Source organism: Streptomyces sp. NPDC054961, from assembly GCF_053609145.1.
In genome coordinates, this window is the sequence record NZ_JBSGWY010000035.1 from 9,016 (window position 1) to 28,734 (window position 19,719).

The following is a 19,719-nucleotide window of genomic DNA, read 5'->3' on the forward strand; positions in this document are numbered from 1 at the left end:
GTCCCCCGGGCCCCCGCGCGCGCGCCGTCGGGCGTGCTCTGTCGGGTCTCCACCTTCATTCTCAGGCCGCCCCCGCCGCCCCGCGCGCCGCCGCCCCCCCCCCCCCCCCCCCCCCCTCTCGTCGCACACTCGGTGCCGTGACTCCTCCCCCTCGCAAACGAGGCGGCTTCTCACTCAACTCCAAGGAGTCTCATGACGGCCAAGCCCTGACCGCTGCCGAAGCATGTACACAGCGTACTGCTCCGCTCACAGCCGGATTGCCGCGCAAGGAGAGAGATGGACATCGTCATCAGGGCGGCAGCGGCCGCCGAATACGAAGAACTGGGCGAACTCACCGCACAGGCGTACCTCCGCGACGAGCTGCTGGACTTCGCCGAGGACGACCCCTACCTGGACCGGCTGCGCGACGTCGCCGGCCGGGCCGCCGACGCGGAGGTCATCGTCGCGGAGTACGAGGGCACGCTGCTCGGCAATGTGACGTTCGCCCCTCCCGGCAGCCCGCTGGCCCAGATCGCCGGCCCCGGCGAGGCCGAGTTCCGGATGCTGGCCGTCTCCCCGCAGGCCCGCGGCCGGGGCGCGGGCGAGGCCCTGGTGCGGGCCTGCATGGCCCGCGCCCAGGACCTCGACGGGGTGACCCGCCTGGCGCTGTCGACCACGGAGAAGATGCTCGGGGCGCACCGGATCTACGACCGGCTGGGCTTCGTACGGACGCCGGAGCGGGACTGGTACCCGGTTCCGGGTCTCCCTCTGCTCACGTACCGCGTCGAGCTGTAACTGCGCGCCACCCAGGGGGACGACACAACATGTGGGGGCCACCGCAAGCACCGGCCCCCACATGTATGCTCATGCTCGCTGTCGTCGCAGGGGAATCCGGTGAGAATCCGGAACTGTCCCGCAACGGTATGAAATGCCCTGACCTGCTCCGGGCGTTCACAAGTCCGAGGACCTGTCGACAGCCCGCCCGGGTCGACCGAACCGGGTGCCGATTCGTCCGGGCCTCGCGGTTGGGCCGGTGGACGCCGCGTGGCGTATGCGTGCCCTGCCGGGCCCGTGCCTTCCCGCGCGCGCCCCCTCGCGCCCCGCCACGGCGGTGTTCCCGGAGCCGAGCGAGGGAGAGCTCCCCCCGTGACCATCGCGCCTTCCGCACCGCGCGCCGCGTCCGACCCGTCCGCAAGCGCCGCTGTCGCCGGGGGCCCCGGGGCCGCGCTGTTGCGCACCCTCACCGAGCTGACCGCCGATCTGCCCGACACCGACCCGGGCCGGGTCGCCGCCGCCGCGCTGCGCGGCCGCAGCGCCGCCGCCGACGAGGCGGAGCTCCGTACGCTCGCCACCGAGGCGGCCGCCGGCCTGATCTCCGAGGACCCGGCGTACTCCCGCCTCGCCGCCCGCCTGCTGACGCTGGCCGTCCGCGACGAGGCCGCCGGCCAGGGCGCCCGCTCGTTCTCGCAGTCCGTCGAGGTGGGCCACCGCGAGGGCCTGATCGCCGACCGCACGGCCGCGTTCGTCCGCGTCCACGCGAGCCGCCTCGACGCGCTGGTCGAGCACGCGCTCACCGAGGGCGCCGACGACCGCTTCGGCTTCTTCGGCCTGCGCACCCTGCACAGCCGCTACCTGCTGCGCCACCCGATCACCCGCCAGGTCATCGAGACCCCGCAGTTCTTCATGCTGCGCGTGGCCGCCGGTCTGGCCGAGGACGAGAGCATGCAGGCCCTCGAGGAAGTGGCCTCGCTGTACCGGCTGATGAGCCGCCTCGACTACCTGCCGTCCTCCCCCACCCTCTTCAACTCCGGTACCCGGCACCCGCAGATGTCCTCCTGCTACCTGCTGGACTCCCCGCTGGACGAGCTCGACTCGATCTACGACCGCTACCACCAGGTCGCCCGCCTCTCCAAGCACGCCGGCGGCATCGGCCTCTCGTACTCCCGCATCCGCGCCCGCGGCTCCCTGATCCGCGGGACGAACGGCCACTCCAACGGCATCGTGCCGTTCCTGAAGACCCTCGACGCCTCCGTCGCCGCCGTGAACCAGGGCGGCCGCCGCAAGGGCGCGGCCGCGGTCTACCTGGAGACCTGGCACGCGGACATCGAGGAGTTCCTGGAGCTGCGCGACAACACCGGAGAGGACCAGCGCCGTACCCACAACCTGAACCTGGCCCACTGGGTGCCGGACGAGTTCATGCGCCGCGTGAACGCCGACGCCGACTGGTCGCTGTTCTCCCCGGCCGACGTCCCCGAGCTGGTCGACCTGTGGGGCGACGCGTTCGACGCCGCCTACCGCGCGGCCGAGGCCGCGGGCCTGGCCCGCAAGACCATGCCCGCCCGCGACCTGTACGGCCGGATGATGCGCACCCTCGCGCAGACCGGCCAGGGCTGGATGACCTTCAAGGACGCCTCCAACCGCACGGCGAACCAGACCGCCGAGCCGGGCAGCGTCGTCCACTCCTCGAACCTGTGCACCGAGATCATCGAGGTCACCGACGACGGCGAGACGGCCGTCTGCAACCTCGGCTCGGTCAACCTCGGCGCCTTCGTCCTGGTGGAGACCGGCGAGATCGACTGGGAGCGGCTGGACGAGACCGTCCGCACCGCCGTGACCTTCCTCGACCGCGTGGTGGACATCAACTTCTACCCGACCGAGCAGGCCGGCCGCTCCAACGCCCGCTGGCGCCCGGTGGGTCTGGGCGCGATGGGCCTCCAGGACGTCTTCTTCCAGCTGAAGCTCCCCTTCGACTCCCCCGAGGCGAAGGCGCTCTCCACGAAGCTCTCCGAGCGCATCATGCTCGCGGCGTACGAGGCCTCGTGCGACCTGGCCGAGCGCAGCGGCCCGCTCCCCGCCTGGGAGCAGACCCGTACCGCCCGGGGCGTCCTGCACCCCGACCACTACGACGTCGAGCTGAACTGGCCGGAGCGCTGGGACGCGCTGCGCGCCCGGGTCGCGAAGTCCGGCATGCGCAACTCGCTGCTCCTCGCGATCGCCCCGACGGCGACCATCGCCTCCATCGCGGGCGTGTACGAGTGCATCGAGCCGCAGGTCTCCAACCTCTTCAAGCGCGAGACCCTGAGCGGGGAGTTCCTCCAGGTCAACGGCTACCTGGTGCAGGAGCTCAAGCGGCTCGGCGTCTGGGACGCCCAGACCCGCGAGGCGCTGCGCGAGTCCAGCGGCTCCGTCCAGGGCTTCGGCTGGATCCCGGCCGAGGTGCGCGCGCTGTACCGCACGGCGTGGGAGATCCCGCAGCGCGGCCTGATCGACATGGCCGCGGCCCGTACGCCGTTCCTCGACCAGTCCCAGTCGCTGAACCTGTTCCTGGAGACGCCGACCATCGGGAAGCTGTCCTCGATGTACGCGTACGCCTGGAAGCAGGGCCTGAAGACCACGTACTACCTGCGCTCGCGCCCGGCGACGAAGATCGCCCGCGCCGCGCAGGCCGCCACTCCCGCGGCGCTCCCGCTGGCCGATGCCGATGCCGCCGCCGACGCGGCGGCCGCGGAAGCGCTCGCCTGCTCCCTTGAGAACCCCGAGTCCTGCGAGGCCTGCCAGTAATGAGCTCCCACGAGACCAAGAACCTCCTGGACCCGGGCTTCGAGCTCACCCTGCGCCCCATGCGCTACCCGGACTTCTACGAGCGCTACCGGGACGCGATCAAGAACACCTGGACGGTCGAGGAGGTCGACCTCCACTCGGACGTGGCCGACCTCGCCAAACTGACGCCCGCCGAACAGCACATGATCGGCCGGCTGGTCGCGTTCTTCGCGACGGGCGACTCGATCGTCTCCAACAACCTCGTGCTGACGCTGTACAAGCACATCAACTCCCCGGAGGCGCGCCTGTACCTGTCGCGCCAGCTGTTCGAGGAGGCCGTGCACGTCCAGTTCTACTTGACGCTGCTGGACACCTACCTCCCGAACCCGGACGACCGCGCGGCCGCCTTCGACGCGGTCGAGGAGATCCCGTCGATCCGCGAGAAGGCGCAGTTCTGCTTCAAGTGGATCAACGAGGTCGAGAAGCTGGACCGGCTGGAGACGCAGGCCGACCGCCGCCGCTTCCTGCTGAACCTGATCTGCTTCGCCGCGTGCATCGAGGGCCTGTTCTTCTACGGCGCCTTCGCGTACGTGTACTGGTTCCGCTCGCGGGGTCTGCTGCACGGGCTGGCCACGGGCACCAACTGGGTGTTCCGCGACGAGACCATGCACATGAACTTCGCCTTCGAGGTCGTGGACACGGTCCGCAAGGAGGAGCCGGAGCTCTTCGACGAGGAACTCCGCGAGCAGGTCACCGACATGCTGAAGGAGGCCGTCGAGGCCGAGCTCCAGTTCGGCCGCGACCTGTGCGGTGACGGCCTGCCGGGCATGAACACCGAGTCGATGCGCGAGTACCTGGAGTGCGTCGCGGACCAGCGCCTGGTCCGGCTCGGCTTCGCGCCGGTCTACGGCTCGCAGAACCCGTTCTCCTTCATGGAGCTCCAGGGCGTCCAGGAACTGACGAACTTCTTCGAGCGCCGTCCGTCGGCCTACCAGGTCGCGGTCGAGGGCACGGTCGACCTGGACGAGGACTTCTAGCCCGTACGAGCAGGTGTGCCGGGAGCCGGAACGCGACGGATGTCCGCGTCCCGGCTCCTCGCGTTCGGGGCCGGGGCGGGACGGGCCGGGGCGGGGGGCAGCCGGGGCCGGGCTCAGTGAGCCAGGTGACCCCGGCGCCGGGCGCCGAACCGGATGCCGCGCCTGCGCGGGGTGGGCGGGAGACCGCCCGCCCGCTGGCGCGGCAGCCACACCCGCCGGGTCTCGGCGGCCCGCAGCTCCCGGTCGATCCGCCGTTCGCGCCAGGCCCCGTACAGGCCGGGCCCGAGCAGTACGGCCGCGACGGCCAGGACGGCGAGGTAGTTCAGATAAGTGCTCATACCTCCACTGTCCGCCTGATCGGCCATGATCGGACAGTGGCAGGACTGTCGCCGAAGAGCGAATTACTGCCACACTGGATCCATGCTGACCAACGTGGCCGTGGCGCTCGTCGACGGAGTCGCCCCCTTCGAGTTCGGGATCTTCTGCGAGGTCTTCGGGATCGACCGCAGCGCCCAGGGCCTGCCGGTGTACGACTTCGCCGTGTGCGCGGCCGAGGAGGGGTCGCTGACCATGGCCGACGTCGGCTTCGCCATCGCGCCCGCGCACGGCCTGGAACGGCTGGAGGAAGCGGACCTGATCTGCCTGCCCGCCGACCGGCGGGCCCCCGTGCGGGAGTACCCCGAGCCGTTCCTCGACGTGCTCCGCCGGGCCTCGGACCGGGGCGCGCGGGTGCTCAGCGTGTGCAGCGGCGCCTTCGTGCTGGGCGCGGCCGGCCTGCTGGACGGGCGGCGCTGCACCACCCACTGGATGCACGCCCCCGCGCTGGCCCGCCGTTTCCCGCGGGCGCGGGTCGACCCGGACGTGCTCTACGTGGACGAGGGCACGGTGATCACCTCGGCCGGCACCGCCTCGGGCATCGACGCCTGCCTGCACGTGGTCCGCCAGGAGCACGGGGCGGAGGTGGCCAACACCATCGCCCGGCGGATGGTCGTACCGCCCCACCGGGACGGCGGGCAGGCCCAGTACATCCAGCGCCCGCTCCCCCGCACCGCCTGCGACACGGTCGGGGAGGTGATCGGCTGGATGGCCCGCCACCTGGAGGCGGAGATCACCGTGGAGCAGCTCGCGGAGCGGGCGCACATGTCCCCGCGCACCTTCGCGCGCCGCTTCCTGCAGGAGACCGGCACCACCCCGTACCAGTGGGTGCTGCGCCAGCGGGTGCTGCTGGCCCAGGAGCTGCTGGAGTCGACGGACGACACCGTCGACTCCATCGCGGGCCGCTGCGGCTTCGGCGGCGCGCCCGCGCTGCGCCATCACTTCCTGCGGACCCTGGGCACCACGCCGAACGCCTTCCGGCGCGCCTTCCGGGGTCCGCGGGCCGTGGCCCGGACGGCTCAGGCGTTCGGGACCGTCTCGTAGCGCGGGGTGCCCTCTTCCATCTGCTTCAGCGCGTCCTTGCGGTCGCGCTTGGAGAGCCGGTCGATGTACAGGTACCCGTACAGGTGGTCGGTCTCGTGCTGGAGGCAGCGCGCGAAGTAGCCGGTGCCCCGGACCTTGACCGGGTTGCCCAGCGCGTCCTGGCCGGTGACCTCCGCGTAGTCCGGGCGGGCCAGCGCGGCGTACGCGGTCGGCACGGACAGGCAGCCCTCGTTCGAGTCGTCCAGGACCCGCGCGGCGGCCGGCAGCTCGACCAGCTTCGGGTTGACCACGACGCCCGTGTGGCGGTTGCCGTCGTCGTCCGGGCAGTCGTAGACGAAGACCTTGGCGTCCACGCCGATCTGGTTCGCGGCCAGGCCCACGCCCTCGGCGGCCTTCTGGCTGGCGAACATGTCGTCGATCAGCTGCGCCAGCTCGTCGCCGAACTCGGTGACGTCCTTGCACTCCCGGTGCAGGACCGGGTTGCCGACGACCGTGATGGGACGCGCCGTGCCGCGCTCGCGGTGGGCCAGCTCGCGCGCCTCACAGTCCTCGGTGTCCACGACGTAACCGTCGTTCGCCCCACCGACGACTCCGACCTCGACCACGTCGTTCTCCTGCTGTGCCATGTCCGCCCGTACGCCTTCCGTAAGTCCCGGTCCGTCACGCACCACGTCACTGGTGTGCCCGTACTGATGTGCCGGTACAGCCTACGGCCCCCGCTCAGCAGACTTCCTCGAGATCCCGCCACTCCCGGGTGTCCGGGCTGTCCGCGACCCATCCGTCGAGCAGCCCGCGCACCAGACCGGGCGGCGCCGCGATCCCGCACTCGCGCTCGGGCACCCACAGGGACCCGGACCCGGTCGTACGGTGCCCCAGCGGACCGGGGTGCCCCGGCTCGCTGTGGTCGTGCGGGTCCAGGTGCTCGCCGTCGCCCTCGCCGCTCGGCATCGCGCTCTCCGAGCAGGTGCGGCACAGCAGCCGCACGGACGAGGACCAGTCCTCGGCGGCGAAGCCCGCGTCGGAGGCCAGCTGCTCCAGGGCGTTGCGATCGGCCTCGGTGGCCGCCTCCAGCAGGACCACCCAGGTGGGCACCGGGGACGGCGCCCACAGCTCGATCTCGTCGAAGACGGGGTACGAGGGCCCGGCCGCGGTGATGCGCTCGCCGTGCGGGACCCCGTCGTGCAGGACCACCTCGCCCCAGCGCCGCCCCGAGGAGGGCAGGGGGATCGACAGGACCTCCATGCGGGCCGGGTCCAGCCGGCGGCCCCAGACCACCTCGGCCTCGCCCTCGGGCGACAGCCTGACGGCCGCGCTGCCCAGCTCCATGCCCACCGGTTCACCGCCGCCGCCCGCGCCGTGCGGGTCCCCGGGCACCTTCAGCCCGTACGCCTGCCAGGCGCGGCGGGCCAGCGGCCAGTCCTGCAGCGCGGTCGCGGCGATCCCCACGTTCCACCAGTCCGGGGCGCCGGTCTCCCGGTCGAGCAGGGCCACGGCGCGCAGCCCAGCGGCCCGCGCCTGCTCCCAGTCGTGGCGGAACTTGTGCAGCAGGGCCAGGTTGAACCAGGACTCGGACAGCCAGGGTTCGAGGTCCGCGGCTCTGGTCAGCAGAGCTCCCGCGTCCTCGTACCGACCGTCGCCGATCAGCGTGAACGCGCGGTCAGTGGCCTGCCGCCACGAGGCGGAGGGCCTGTGCCGTACCTTCCCGAAGATCCTCACGATTCCCGCCTGCCGGTCCGACGATGCAACGGTGCAGCCTTGCGGACGCTCACACTGACACTTCTTACCGCGGACACCCTTACTGGCATCCAACCATGCCCACTCGGACGGCCGCTCATTACCCATGGGTTACCCAGGCGGGACGGGTACGACTCTGGCACGTCCGCCCCGGGCGAGCACCCTGGCCAGACATTCCACCACTTCTGGCTGATAGTCGTGCCCGGTGCCCAGACGGAGCCGCTCCAGGGCCTCCAGTGAGCCGCCCGGGTGACGGGTCCCGCCGACGAGGTCGTCGTACGCGTTGACCGCGCGCACGATCCGTGCGGCGACGGGCTGCTCACGGTACGGGTCGGCCTGCAGCTCCACCACCACCGCCACCTCGGCGGGGACCCCGGTCTGGCGGGCCACCTCCCCGCCCAGCCCGGCGATCCGGCGGGCTTCGGCGGCGGGCAGCCCGGCGGTGGCCCCGGCCGGGACCGGGTCGACGAGGGAGAGCTGCCCGATGTCGTGCATCAGGGCGGCGTACTCCAGGACCGTGAGGTCCCGCTCCGAGAGGCCGAGCTCCCGGCCGACGGCGCAGCTGAGGGCGGCGACCCGGCGGGAGTGGCCGGGCCGGGTGTACCCGGCGATCTCGGTGGCGCGGGCCAGCGAGGTGATGGTCTGGCGGTAGGTGGTGCGGACGGCCGTGATCCGGTGGAAGGACAGCTGGGTCAGCAGGAGCGGCACGCTGAAGACGGGCAGCGCCCACAGGCCCGCGACGGCGACGCCGAGGGCCATGACCACCCCGGTGGCGCAGATCGCCGAGCCGATGCCCAGCTGCGCGCGCAGCTCGTCGCGGAGCAGCGGGCCGAAGGGCCAGCCGGTGCGGGCCCCGGAGAGGAGGGCGGTGAGGACGGCGTCGCAGAGGGCGGTGAGGCCGAGCAGGAAGACCAGGAAGAGCACGAGGTACGGGCCCTGCCCGACCCGGTCCTCCAGCTGGCCGGAGTGGTGGAGCGGCAGGAAGCAGACGGCGGCGAAGGTGACGGTGAGGACCCGGCGGGCGAGGTGGTCCGGGGCGGGGCAGCGGCCCCGGGCGATGTGGGGGACGATCCCGGCGAGGGCGGCCGCGACGGCGACCGCGACGGTCTGCAGGACCCCGTGGTGGGTCGGCTGCCCGGCGCTCTGCCCGAGCAGGGCGTACGCGAGCGCCCCGGCGGAGCCGAGCGGCGCCGGGTGCCGCAGGACGGCGTCGCGGCGGGCGAGCTCGCCGATGGTGATCAGGGTGCCGAAGGCGAGCGCGACGCCCGGGTCCGCGAGGCCGTTCCACAGGGTGTGCCCGAGCGCGGCCAGGGTCAGCATCACGGCGGCGCCCCGTACGATCCCGACGGCCCATGCCCTCACGCGGGCGCTCCCGCCGAGGGCGAGGAAGCCGAGCCCTCGGCTCCGCCGCCGTGGGCGCCGGAGCCGCGCGCCGGCCCTCCCGCCCCGTCCTGCTGCGCCGCGCCGCCGGCCCCCTGGGCGGGAAGCCCCGCGAGCACCGGCCCGGCCCGGTTCCCGTCCACGGCGGGCGCCCCGGCGGGGGCGGAGGGGGCGGGGTTGGCGGGGGGTGCGGCGGAAGCGGTGGAGGGTGTGGCGGGAGTGGCGGAAGGTGCGGCGGGGGCGCCGGCCGCGGGGGCGCTCGTGTCCGTACCGCCCGAGGAGATCACCTGCAGGTCCTCGTCCGAGGTCACCACCGGGTGCCAGCCCTGGCGCCCGATCGCGTCGGTCAGTGCCCGCACCATGTCCGGGTCGAACTGCGCCCCCGCGCAGCGTTCGAGCTCGGCCAGGGCGACCGGCACCGGCCGGGCCCTGCTGTACGACCTGGTCGACGTCATCGCGTCGAAGGCGTCGGCCACCGCCACCACCCGGGCCAGCACCGGGATCTGCTCCCCGGTCAGCCCGTACGGGTAGCCGGAGCCGTCCACCCGCTCGTGGTGGTGCAGGATCGCCGACCGGGCTTCGCCGAGGAAGCCGATGCCGCGCACCATCTCGTGACCGTACTCGGGGTGCAGTTCGATGATCCGGCGCTCCTCGGGACTCAGCGGTCCGTCCTTGCGCAGCAGCCGGGTGGGGACGCCCAGTTTCCCCACGTCGTGCAGGATCCCCGCGATGCGGACGACCTCGAGGCGTGCCTCGCCCATGCCCAGCTCGCGGGCGATCATCGCGGAGGCCTGTCCGACCCGCTCGCTGTGGCCCCGCGTGTAGCGGTCCTTGATGTCGACGGCCTGGACCAGCGCGCGGATGGTGGCCTGGTGGGCGGCGCGCTCCCGGTGGTACTGGGCGAAGACCCAGCAGGAGATGTACATCGGCAGCAGGACGAGCAGGGCGGCCGGAAGTCCGTACGGGCTGCGCCACAGGACGGCCATCATCAGTCCGGCGAGGCCGTGGACGCAGTGCGGGGCGAGGGACCGGGTGAGCAGTCCGCGCCAGGCGGTCGCGGCGGGCCGGCGTTCCGCGGCGGCCAGGATGCAGCCGTCGAGGGCGGTGAGCACCAGGCAGAAGGCGACCGCCGCGGCGGCCGCGGGGAGCATCACGTACGGGAAGTCGGCGACCCAGGCGGCGCCGGGCTCCGCCGACGGCGGCCCCGTCCCGCCGAAGGAGGCCGCCCCCGGCGTCCCGGGTCCGCCGAGCGCCCCCGGTCCGCCGAGCAGCCCGTAGACCTGCCCGGCGCTCCAGGCGGCTATCGCCTGCTGGGCCGCGTGCCACGTACGGCGCACCCGGGCGGGCCGTTCGGCCACGGGGGCGGCGAGCCCGCCGGGCAGCGCGACGAGCGCGGCCGCGGCGGGCGGGAGCAGGAACACCGCGGCCAGCACCACGGGGAAGAAGGAGCCGAGCCCCTCGGGCACCCGGCGGCGCGGGAGCGGGCGGGCCTTGACGAGTTCGCAGCCGAGGTAGAGCGCGCCGAGCAGGGCGACGGAGGGCCACGGGGTCGCGGGGCCGAAGAGGGCCGGGAGTGCGCACGCCAGCGCGGCGAGGACGGCGCACACGACGCAGGCGCGCGCCGCCGGCAGAAGTACCCGCAAGGCGACCTCCTCCCCCTGAGCCGTGCAAGCCGGGTACCGAATCAAACCAGTACCGAAGGGGGAGAATAAGTGGGGCCGGGAGCGAGCTGGGCCACATTTTCGCATTGCACCATGCGGACGCCCCCGGATTACCACCTTCGAGTGAAGGAAGTGCTCATCCGGGGGCGGCTGTTCGAGAGCGATCCGTCGCGTGCCGCTCGGCCGTCGAAATGGCCGATTTCAGCCGGTCGTGGATCCCGGCAGGGTTTCGGCGCCGGAAGGTTCCACCGTGATGTCATGATCCGGCACGGCCTGCCCCGAACGGATGAGTTCGATACGCCCCATGACCTTCGACCGCAGGTCACTCGGTACGTCGTCCGAACCGCAGCAGCGCTTCACCAGCTTCTTCACGGCCTGTTCCAGACCGTACTTCTCCAGACAGGGATTGCACTCGCCGAAGTGGGTCTCGAACTTCGTGCAGTCGCTGTCCGGCATCTCGTGGTCCAGGAACTCATAAAGGTGGTCCAGGACCTCAGAGCACTCCGTCTCGTGCGGATCTCCGCAGCTCATGAGCCCGAGCCTTTCAAGTCGTTCGACTCTCCCGCGCCGGCGGGGACGAGCCCGCGCTCACGGGCGTAGTCCTCCAGCATTCCGCGGAGTTGACGGCGGCCACGGTGCAGTCGCGACATGACCGTACCGATGGGTGTACCCATGATGTCCGCGATCTCCTTGTACGCAAAGCCCTCTACGTCCGCAAGATAGACCGCGATGCGGAACTCCTCCGGAATGGCCTGCAGGGCTTCCTTCACGTCCGAATCGGGCAGGTGGTCGAGCGCCTGCGACTCGGCGGAACGCAGCCCGGTCGACATGTGCGACTCGGCGCGCGCGAGCTGCCAGTCCTCGATCTCCTCCGCCGCGCTGCGCTGGGGTTCGCGCTGCTTCTTCCGGTAGGAGTTGATGAAGGTATTGGTCAGAATGCGGTACAGCCACGCCTTCAGGTTGGTGCCCTCGCGGAACTGGTGGAACGACGCGTATGCCTTCGCGTACGTCTCCTGGACCAGGTCCTCGGCGTCGGCCGGATTGCGCGTCATGCGCAGCGCGGCCGAGTACATCTGGTCGAGGTAGCCGAGGGCGTCCCTCTCGAAGCGCGCATTGCGCTCCGGGGTCGTCTCCTCCGCATGGCCTTCGTCGGTCCCAGCGACAGGACCCACCTCCTCCGACTGCGTGGCGGCTCCGAAAGCGGACCCGCTCGAATCGGAGAATAGTCGACCATCCCGGTCCGCCGCCGCCCGGAGCTTTCCGCGCTTCGGGGCGGGCAGCACTGTCCAGTCCAGGTCAGCGGCCTGCGGACGGTTCTGGCTGATGACCTGGGTCATGCGCTCGCTCTCCTCCGACGTCTTCTCCGTACGTACCGACATCCGGCACAACCAAAGGGCCGGGCGGCGCATTCCCCGGAGGGGGGGTGGTATGCGGCCGGAGTCACACCGGGAGCCGCGCGAGCCACTCGGCCACCGCCCCGGTGATCGCCTCCAGGGCTTCCTCCTGCGTCACGTCCGCCTTCTTCGGCACGGCGAATCCGTGGTCCCCGCAGGCCACTTCCACCAGCTCGTACGAGGCCGCGCGCGCCCCCCGCTCCGGGAACTCCTCCGGCCGCCCGAAGGGGTCGCGGCCGCCCTGGACCACCAGCGCCGGCCGCCCGGCACCCAGGAGCTCCTGCGCCCGGGACTTCTCCGGACGGCCCGGCGGGTGCAGCGGGAAGGCCAGCGCCAGCACCCCGGCCGCACCCAGAGCGGCGGCGGTCCGGCAGGCCACGCGGGCCCCCGCGCTGCGTCCGCCCGCGACGACCGGCAGTCCGGGCCGGGCGAGCGCGGGCCACACGGCCCGCCAGCCCTCGTCGAGCACCTTGGGCGCGGCGGCGACCTTCTTCCCGGCGACCCGCCAGGGCTGCTCGACCAGGGCCACGGTGATCCCCCGGGCGGGCAGGGCCCCGGCCAGGGACCGCAGGTCCCGGGCCTCGATCCCGCCGCCGGCGCCGTGGCCGAGGGCCAGCACCAGGCGGGCTCCGCCCGCGGCGGCCGGATGCCAGGTGATGCGGGCCTCGCCCGCCGGGGTGTCGACGCTCTCGGTACGCGTGCTCATGCCCCGATCATGCCGGGCGCGGACGGCGCGCGCGCCCACCGCACGCGCGGTCGGCAGTCAGCAGTCAAAGGTCAGAGGTCAGAGGTCAGAGGTCAGAAGAGCGTGCTCTCCTCGGGCGCGGCCAGTTCCTCCAGCAGCTCGGGCCCGTTGTTGCGCACGTTGCTGACGGCCGTGGACACCGGGTAGGCGCGCATCAGCCCGCCGGGCGGCGGCGCCAGCAGGTCGCGCAGCTCGTCGGGGTCGGTCCGCGCCGGGTCCAGCCAGGCGTCCCACCGGTCCGGCGTGAGCATCAGCGGCATCCGGGGGTGGATGTCGGCGAGCGAGCGCGGCCCCTCGGCGGGGGTGACGCCGAGCGGTCCGGTCTCGGCCTCGGTGGTGATCACCGAGCAGGTGGCCCACCAGGCGAGCGGATGGTCGTCGGGCAGGGTCCGGTCGCGCCAGAACTCGTATATCCCGGCCATGGCGAAGACGGAGCCGTCACCGGGGAGGACGAAGTAGGGCTGCTTGCGGGCCCTCTTCTTCTTGCCCTCGACCTCCAGCTGCCGCTCGTCGTGGGCGGTGACCCATTCGTAGTAGCCGTCGGCCGGGACGATGCAGCGGCGCAGCGCGAAGGGGCGCCGGAAGGAGGGCTTCTCGGCGATCGTCTCGGACCGGGCGTTGATCATCCGGGCGGCGCCGTCGGGATTCTGGGCCCAGGACGGCACGAGCCCCCATTTCAGGACCCGCAGCTGGCGAACCGGACGCGGGCTCGGAGCGTCTTTCAGTGGACGGTCGAGGACCACGTGGACCTCTTTGGTCGGGGCCACGTTCCAGTCGGCGGCGAGCGCCTCCTCGGGCTCCCACCGCTCCACCCCGAAGGCCTCCACCAGATCCTCGGGCCGACGACTCGCTGCATACCTTCCGCACATGCCTGCCACACTGCCATGGCATCCGACCACGACCGCAAGGAGTCCGCCACCGATGGACAGCAGCACCACGGCCGGCCTGTGGGACCGGCTCACGGGCATACAGGCGGCGCCCGACCAGTGGCTCGTGATCGCGACGGGCCTGGCGGCGCTGGCCGCCGTGGGCCCCCGTCCGGTGTGGCGCCTGTCGCGCAACGCGATCACCATCGCGCACGAGGGCGGCCACGGGCTGCTGGCCCTGCTGACCGGCCGGCGCCTGGACGGGATACGGCTGCACTCGGACACCAGCGGGGTCACCGTCAGCCGGGGCAAGCCCACCGGCGTCGGGATGGTCCTGACCGCCGTCGCCGGGTACACGGCGCCCTCGCTGCTCGGCCTCGGCGGCGCGGCCCTGCTCTCCGCGCACCGGATCACGCTGCTGCTGTGGGCGGCGACCGCCCTGCTCCTGGCGATGCTGGTGATGATCCGCAACGCGTACGGGCTGCTCACGGTGGTCCTGACGGGTGCCTCCTTCGTCCTGGTCTCCTGGCTGGCCCCGGCCGAGGTCCAGGCGGTCTTCGCCTACGGCGTGGTGTGGTTCCTGCTGCTGGGCGGGGTCCGGCCCGTCTTCGAGCTGGGGGCGAAGCGCAGGCACGGCGGAGCCCCGGACTCGGACGCGGACCAGCTGGGACGCCTCACCCACCTGCACCCGGTGGTGTGGCTGCTGCTCTTCCACGTGGTCGCGCTGTGTTCGCTCATCGGCGGCGGGCGCTGGCTGCTGGCGCTCTGACCGCTCCCGGTCCGTCCGACCTCCGAGACGGGCCCGCGATCAAGATCTGCGGCCGGGGGAAGCCACTAAAGTGGGGGCATGACCGAGACCTCCGCGCTCCACGCCCTCTGGCCCGCCCCGCTCGCCGACGGCACCGTCCACGCCACCGTCACCGTGCCCGGGTCGAAGTCGGTCACCAACCGGGCCCTCGTGCTCGCCTCGCTCGCCTCCGAGCCGGGCTGGGTGCGCCGCCCGCTGCGCTCGCGCGACTCCCAGCTGATGTCCGACGCGCTGCGCGCGCTGGGCGTGGGCATCGAGGAGACGGTCTCCTCCAGCTCCGCCGGCGAGGGCGACAGCGGCGAGGCCTGGCGCGTCATCCCGGCCGCCCTGCACGGCCCGGCCACGGTCGACGTCGGCAACGCGGGCACGGTCATGCGTTTCCTGCCGCCCGTCGCCACCCTCGCCTCCGGCGACATCCGCTTCGACGGCGACCCGCGCTCCTACGAGCGCCCCCTCGGCCAGGTCATCAGCGCGCTGCGCACGCTCGGCGCCCGTATCGACGACGACGGCCGCGGCGCGCTGCCGCTGACCGTCCAGGGCGGCGGGGCGCTGGAGGGCGGGACGGTCGAGATCGACGCGAGCAACTCCTCGCAGTTCGTCTCCGCGCTGCTGCTCTCCGCCCCGCGCTTCAACCAGGGCGTCGAGGTCCGGCACGTGGGCGACCACCTGCCCTCCATGCCGCACATCCGGATGACGGTGGAGATGCTGCGCGCGGCCGGCGCCCAGGTCGACACCCCCGAGGCCGGCGGCGAGAAGGACGTCTGGCGGGTCGCCCCCGGCGCCCTGCTCGGCCGCGACCTCGTCGTCGAGCCCGACCTCTCCAACGCCCAGCCCTTCCTGGCGGCGGCCCTGATCACGGGCGGCACGGTCACCATCCGGGACTGGCCGCGCCGCACCACGCAGCCCGGTGACGCGCTGCGCCGGATCTTCACCGAGATGGGCGGCTCCTGCGAGCTGACCGACGCGGGCCTGGTCTTCACCGGCTCCGGCAAGATCCACGGCATCGACGTGGACCTGGGCGAGGTCGGCGAGCTGACCCCGGGCATCGCGGCGGTCGCGGCCCTGGCCGACTCGGAATCGGTGCTGCGCGGCGTACGGCACCTGCGCCTGCACGAGACGGACCGGCTGGCGGCGCTGACGAAGGAGATCAACGGGCTGGGCGGCGACGTCACGGAGACCGAGGACGGTCTGCGGATCCGGCCGCGCCCGCTGCACGGCGGCACCTTCCACACCTACGACGACCACCGGATGGCCACCGCCGGCGCCGTGATCGGCCTCGCCGTGGACGGCGTGCTCATCGAGAACGTGGCGACGACCGCGAAGACCCTTCCGGACTTCCCGAAGATGTGGACGGACATGCTCGCGAAATCGGCGCCGACGGGCGTGGGAGCGTAGGGCCCGCCATGCGCAGGTACGGCAAGCACACCGACGAGGACGACATCCGCCAGCGGCCCAATCCCAAGGGCAACCGGCCGCGGACGACCATCCGGCCCAAGCACGAGGACGCGGCCGAGGGCTTCGTCCTGACCGTCGACCGGGGACGGCTCACCTGTCTGGTCGAGGACCGCGCGGTGCACGCCATGAAGGCCCGCGAGCTGGGCCGCAAGGCGGCGGTGGTCGGCGACCGGGTCTGGATCGTCGGCGATCTGACGGGCAAGAAAGACACCTTGGCCCGCATCGTGCGGATCGAGGAGCGCAAGTCCGTCCTGCGGCGCACGGCCGACGACGACGACCCGTACGAACGCGTGGTCGTCGCCAACGCCGACCAGCTGGCCATCGTGACGGCGCTGGCCGACCCGGAGCCGCGGCCCCGGATGATCGACCGCTGCCTGGTGGCCGCGTACGACGCCGGTCTGGAACCGCTGCTGGTGCTGACGAAGTCCGACCTGACCTCGGCCGACAAGATCTTGGAGATCTACTCGACCTTCGGCCTGAACTACGTGGTCACCAACCGCGAGGAACTGGCGACGGGCGACGCGGCCGACCGGGTGCGCGAGTACCTCAACGGCCGGATCACCGCGTTCGTCGGCCATTCGGGCGTCGGCAAGACCACGCTGGTGAACTCGCTGGTCGCCGAGGGCCGCCAGCGCGCCACCGGAGTGGTCAACGCGGTGACCGGCCGGGGCCGGCACACCACCACCTCGGCGCTCGCGCTGCCGCTGCCGGGCGCGGACGGCTGGGTCATCGACACCCCGGGCGTGCGCTCCTTCGGCCTGCACCACGTGGACCCGTCCCGGGTGATCCTGGCCTTCCCCGAGCTGGTGCCCGGGACGGAGGGGTGCCCGCGCGCGTGCAGCCACGACGAGCAGGACTGCGCGCTCGACAGGTGGGTGGAGGACGGCCACGCGGACCCCGCGCGGCTGTACTCGCTGCGCCGGCTGCTCCAGACGCGGGAGCGGCGCGAGGGCGACTGACCGGCGCCCGGTCCGCCGAAGGGGTTTGCCGCGCGCGGTGTCTGGTAAATGCATAATCGCACCAAGTGGCGCGACGGCTGTGGCCAGGAGCGCGTCACGCGACGCGGGGAGGCATGCGCCATGGCGTGGCTGTTGGTCGTGGTCGCCGGAATCCTGGAAACGGGCTTCGCGGTCTGCCTCAAGCTGTCGCACGGCTTCACCCGGCTGTGGCCGACCGTGGCCTTCGCGTGCTTCGCGCTCGGCAGCTTCGGTCTGCTGACGCTGGCCCTGAAGAAGCTGGACGTGGGCCCGGCCTACGCGGTGTGGACGGGCATCGGGGCCGCCGGGACCGCGATCTACGGAATGGTCTTCCTCGGCGACCTGGTCTCCACGCTCAAGCTCGTCTCGATCTCGCTGGTCATCCTCGGCGTCATCGGCCTTCAGCTTTCGGGTTCGGCCCACTGAACAGCCGCAGCAGTTCGGCGGAGCCGGGCCGCCCCGGCACGTCGGCGGGGGCGAGCAGATAGGACATCGCGAGGCGCACGGCGAGTTCGCAGCGCTGCGCCCACTGCTCCTGCTCCCGGCCGGGCTCCCGGACGGGCTCCCGGCCCTGCGCCCGGCCCGGCTCCCGCGCCGGCGCGAAGGCGGCGCTCGCCCGTTCCCGCACGGAGCGGACCAGTTCCCCGGGCCCGAGGGCCGGCAGCCCCGGCCGGACCCCCCGGCCGGCCGGCACGGGTAAGTTCCCGTTCCAGCACCCCGTCAGCAGGGCCCGTACCAGGGGGCGCGCCTGCGAGGCCCGCAGGGTCCACTCGGCGACCGCCACCAGGCGCTCGGCGCGGCCCCCCGGGGACAGCAGGGCCCGCTCCACACCGTCGAGGTACCAGGCGGCGTCGCGCCGGACCAGGGCGTGGCCCAGCCCCGTCTTGCCGGCGAACTCGTTGTAGAGGGTCTGGCGGGACACCCCGGCGGACGCCGCGACGTCCACCATCCGCACGGCCGGCCACGGGCGCGCCGAGAGCGCCGCTCCCGCCGCCTCGAGCAAGGACTCCCGGGCTGTCGGCACCATTGCCTCCCCCTTTGACGTCTCCGTCAGAGTTGACGGACCGACAGGTCCTGTCAAGAGTTCCCGTCCCCCGCGCCCGGCGCACTCGGGATCTTGCGTTGAACTGCCGCGGCGCCCTCCCGCGGCGGCCGCCGCCGTGGACGCGGCTCGCCGGGCTCCGGCCGTCTCGGTACTGTTCGGCCATGCCCGAGTATGACGATGACCTGCGCCTTGCCCTCGAACTCGCCGACGCGGCGGACGCCGCCACGATGGAGCGCTTCCGCGCCCTCGACCTCAAGGTCGAGACGAAGCCCGACATGACCCCGGTGAGCGAGGCCGACACCGCCACCGAGGAGATCATCCGGGCCGGGATCGCGGCCGCGCGGCCCGCCGACGCGATCCTGGGCGAGGAGTACGGCCTCAAGGGCGACGGCCCGCGCCGCTGGGTCGTGGACCCGATCGACGGCACGAAGAACTACGTGCGGGGCGTCCCCGTCTGGGCCACGCTGATCTCCCTGATGGAGGCCGACCCCGCGGACCCCGACGGGGAGTTCCGGCCGGTCGTCGGCGTGGTGTCCGCGCCGGCCCTCGGCCGCCGCTGGTGGGCGGCCCGCGGCCAGGGCGCGTACGCGGGCGGCGCGCTCGGCGGGACCGCGCGGCTCGGCGTCTCCGCGGTCGCCACGCTGGGCGACGCCTCCTTCGCCTACTCCTCGCTGGGCGGCTGGGAGGAGCAGGGGCGGCTGCCCGGCTTCCTCGACCTGACGCGCGCGTGCTGGCGCACGCGGGGCTACGGCGACTTCTGGCCGTACATGATGGTCGCCGAGGGCTCGCTCGACCTGTGCGCCGAACCGGAGCTGAACCTGTGGGACATGGCCGCCCTGGCGGTCGTGGTCGAGGAGGCCGGCGGCCGTTTCACCTCCCTGGACGGGGCGGACGGCGTGCACGGCGGGAACGCGGCGGCCTCGAACGGGCTGCTGCACGAGGAGATGCTCGGCCTGCTGCGCCCCCGCGCCTGACCGCGCGCCGCGGCGCGCTCCCCCCACGCGCCTCCTTGCTGACCCCGCGTGACCGTGGGAATCTGGGACTCCTCCGCTTGTGCGCTTGTGAAGGTCTTCACCAGTGCGGGCTTTTCCGCGGCGCACCCACCCAAGCGGGGGGACTCACCAGGAGGTGGCTCCCTTCATGCTCGTCCGTGACGCCATGAGCACCGTGATCCTCACCCTCGGCCCCACTCACACCCTGCGTCAGGCGGCCTGCCTGATGTCGGGACGCCGCGTCGGCGCGGCGGTCGTCCTCGATCCCGAGCACAGCGGCATCGGCATTCTGACCGAGCGCGACATCCTCAACTCGCTCGGCGCGGGCCACGATCCCGACCGGGAGTCCGTGGGCGCGCACACCACCAACAACGTGGTGTTCTGCACCCCGGACGCCACCGTGCAGGAAGCCGCCGAGGCGATGGCCCACGGCGGCTTCCGGCATCTGATCGTGCTGGAGCACGGCGGCCCCGTGGGCATCGTGTCCGTGCGCGACGTCATCCGCCTCTGGGCGCCGGCCCGCCGCAGCCACGTGGCCGCATAGCCGCGCGGCAGCCGGAAAACGGCCGGGGGGGGGGGGCGCCCCCCGGGGGGCGCCCCCCCGCCCCCCCGGGCGAGGCCCCCCGCGCGATACGCCCGCCGCCGGCGGGGGGCCGCCGCCCGCCCCGAGGACGCTCGCGAGAGACC

Annotated in this window: 20 protein-coding genes and 1 riboswitch; of the genes, 10 read left to right on the top strand and 10 right to left on the bottom strand. The window is 73.0% G+C overall.

Annotated elements, in window-relative coordinates; translation table 11 throughout:
* Positions 1-276 precede the first annotated feature (276 nt).
* From ACWF9Z_RS26900 to ACWF9Z_RS26910, 3 genes are all read left to right on the top strand, one after another.
* Positions 277-774, top strand: a complete 498-nt coding sequence (locus ACWF9Z_RS26900; RefSeq protein ID WP_453605988.1) for a GNAT family N-acetyltransferase — start codon at positions 277-279, stop codon at positions 772-774.
* A gap of 65 nt (positions 775-839) precedes the next feature.
* Positions 840-968, top strand: a riboswitch (cobalamin riboswitch).
* 157 nt (positions 969-1,125) lie between these two features.
* Entirely contained in the window at positions 1,126-3,540 is a 2,415-nt protein-coding gene (locus ACWF9Z_RS26905) for a ribonucleoside-diphosphate reductase subunit alpha (protein WP_453605990.1), read from the top strand.
* Positions 3,540-4,556, top strand: coding sequence for a ribonucleotide-diphosphate reductase subunit beta (locus ACWF9Z_RS26910; RefSeq protein WP_453605992.1), 1,017 nt, complete (start codon positions 3,540-3,542; stop codon positions 4,554-4,556). The genes ACWF9Z_RS26905 and ACWF9Z_RS26910 overlap by 1 nt, the downstream gene beginning before the upstream one ends.
* Positions 4,557-4,669: 113 nt before the next feature.
* Here the strand turns inward: ACWF9Z_RS26910 and ACWF9Z_RS26915 are convergent, their stop codons facing one another.
* Complete coding sequence (locus ACWF9Z_RS26915) at positions 4,670-4,894, bottom strand: hypothetical protein (protein WP_453605994.1); 225 nt, start codon at positions 4,892-4,894, stop codon at positions 4,670-4,672.
* A gap of 82 nt (positions 4,895-4,976) precedes the next feature.
* Between ACWF9Z_RS26915 and ACWF9Z_RS26920 the strand changes: the two genes are divergently transcribed.
* On the top strand, positions 4,977-5,975 hold the full coding sequence (locus tag ACWF9Z_RS26920) for a helix-turn-helix domain-containing protein (protein WP_453605995.1): 999 nt from the start codon (positions 4,977-4,979) through the stop codon (positions 5,973-5,975).
* On the opposite strand, the gene def is transcribed toward ACWF9Z_RS26920, so the two are convergent.
* The 8 genes from def to ACWF9Z_RS26960 all read right to left on the bottom strand — a co-directional run bounded on the left by def (position 5,951) and on the right by ACWF9Z_RS26960 (position 13,758).
* Positions 5,951-6,601, bottom strand: coding sequence for a peptide deformylase (def, locus tag ACWF9Z_RS26925; protein ID WP_453605996.1), 651 nt, complete (start codon positions 6,599-6,601; stop codon positions 5,951-5,953). The genes ACWF9Z_RS26920 and def overlap by 25 nt on opposite strands.
* Positions 6,602-6,695: 94 nt before the next feature.
* Positions 6,696-7,691 (bottom strand): tetratricopeptide repeat protein, encoded by a 996-nt coding sequence (locus ACWF9Z_RS26930; RefSeq protein ID WP_453605998.1) that lies wholly within the window; start codon positions 7,689-7,691, stop codon positions 6,696-6,698.
* 129 nt (positions 7,692-7,820) lie between these two features.
* Complete coding sequence (locus ACWF9Z_RS26935) at positions 7,821-9,029, bottom strand: HD-GYP domain-containing protein (protein ID WP_453606085.1); 1,209 nt, start codon at positions 9,027-9,029, stop codon at positions 7,821-7,823.
* A gap of 38 nt (positions 9,030-9,067) precedes the next feature.
* Positions 9,068-10,696, bottom strand: a complete 1,629-nt coding sequence (locus ACWF9Z_RS26940; protein ID WP_453606087.1) for an HD-GYP domain-containing protein — start codon at positions 10,694-10,696, stop codon at positions 9,068-9,070.
* A 255-nt stretch (positions 10,697-10,951) separates the two neighbouring features.
* Entirely contained in the window at positions 10,952-11,281 is a 330-nt protein-coding gene (gene rsrA / locus ACWF9Z_RS26945; protein ID WP_453606000.1) for a mycothiol system anti-sigma-R factor, read from the bottom strand.
* The gene (locus tag ACWF9Z_RS26950) at positions 11,278-11,922 is read right to left on the bottom strand and encodes a sigma-70 family RNA polymerase sigma factor (protein WP_008741505.1); all 645 of its coding nucleotides are present in this window, start codon (positions 11,920-11,922) and stop codon (positions 11,278-11,280) included. The genes rsrA and ACWF9Z_RS26950 overlap by 4 nt, the downstream gene beginning before the upstream one ends.
* A 268-nt stretch (positions 11,923-12,190) precedes the next feature.
* A complete protein-coding gene (locus ACWF9Z_RS26955; protein ID WP_453606001.1) occupies positions 12,191-12,850 on the bottom strand; it encodes an alpha/beta hydrolase family protein in 660 nt (219 codons plus the stop codon).
* Between the two features lie 92 nt (positions 12,851-12,942).
* Complete coding sequence (locus ACWF9Z_RS26960; protein ID WP_453606003.1) at positions 12,943-13,758, bottom strand: SOS response-associated peptidase; 816 nt, start codon at positions 13,756-13,758, stop codon at positions 12,943-12,945.
* A gap of 52 nt (positions 13,759-13,810) precedes the next feature.
* On the opposite strand from ACWF9Z_RS26960, the gene ACWF9Z_RS26965 reads away from it, so the two are divergent.
* The 4 genes from ACWF9Z_RS26965 (at position 13,811) to ACWF9Z_RS26980 (ending at position 17,421) form a co-directional block, all read left to right on the top strand.
* A complete protein-coding gene (locus ACWF9Z_RS26965) occupies positions 13,811-14,524 on the top strand; it encodes a M50 family metallopeptidase (protein WP_453606004.1) in 714 nt (237 codons plus the stop codon).
* A gap of 78 nt (positions 14,525-14,602) precedes the next feature.
* Positions 14,603-15,958 (top strand): 3-phosphoshikimate 1-carboxyvinyltransferase, encoded by a 1,356-nt coding sequence (gene aroA, locus ACWF9Z_RS26970; RefSeq protein ID WP_453606006.1) that lies wholly within the window; start codon positions 14,603-14,605, stop codon positions 15,956-15,958.
* Between the two features lie 8 nt (positions 15,959-15,966).
* On the top strand, positions 15,967-16,977 hold the full coding sequence (gene rsgA, locus ACWF9Z_RS26975; protein ID WP_453606008.1) for a ribosome small subunit-dependent GTPase A: 1,011 nt from the start codon (positions 15,967-15,969) through the stop codon (positions 16,975-16,977).
* Between the two features lie 120 nt (positions 16,978-17,097).
* The gene (locus ACWF9Z_RS26980; protein WP_069921864.1) at positions 17,098-17,421 is read left to right on the top strand and encodes a DMT family transporter; all 324 of its coding nucleotides are present in this window, start codon (positions 17,098-17,100) and stop codon (positions 17,419-17,421) included.
* Here the strand turns inward: ACWF9Z_RS26980 and ACWF9Z_RS26985 are convergent.
* On the bottom strand, positions 17,387-18,019 hold the full coding sequence (locus ACWF9Z_RS26985; protein ID WP_453606089.1) for a TetR/AcrR family transcriptional regulator: 633 nt from the start codon (positions 18,017-18,019) through the stop codon (positions 17,387-17,389). The two genes, ACWF9Z_RS26980 and ACWF9Z_RS26985, sit on opposite strands and share 35 nt — an antisense overlap.
* 182 nt (positions 18,020-18,201) lie before the next feature.
* Between ACWF9Z_RS26985 and hisN the strand changes: the two genes are divergently transcribed.
* Together hisN and ACWF9Z_RS26995 are read left to right on the top strand one after the other, a co-directional pair.
* The gene (gene hisN / locus ACWF9Z_RS26990) at positions 18,202-19,014 is read left to right on the top strand and encodes a histidinol-phosphatase (protein WP_453606009.1); all 813 of its coding nucleotides are present in this window, start codon (positions 18,202-18,204) and stop codon (positions 19,012-19,014) included.
* Positions 19,015-19,180: 166 nt separating this feature from the next.
* Positions 19,181-19,576 (top strand): CBS domain-containing protein, encoded by a 396-nt coding sequence (locus tag ACWF9Z_RS26995; protein WP_453606011.1) that lies wholly within the window; start codon positions 19,181-19,183, stop codon positions 19,574-19,576.
* The last annotated feature ends 143 nt before the right edge of the window (positions 19,577-19,719 follow it).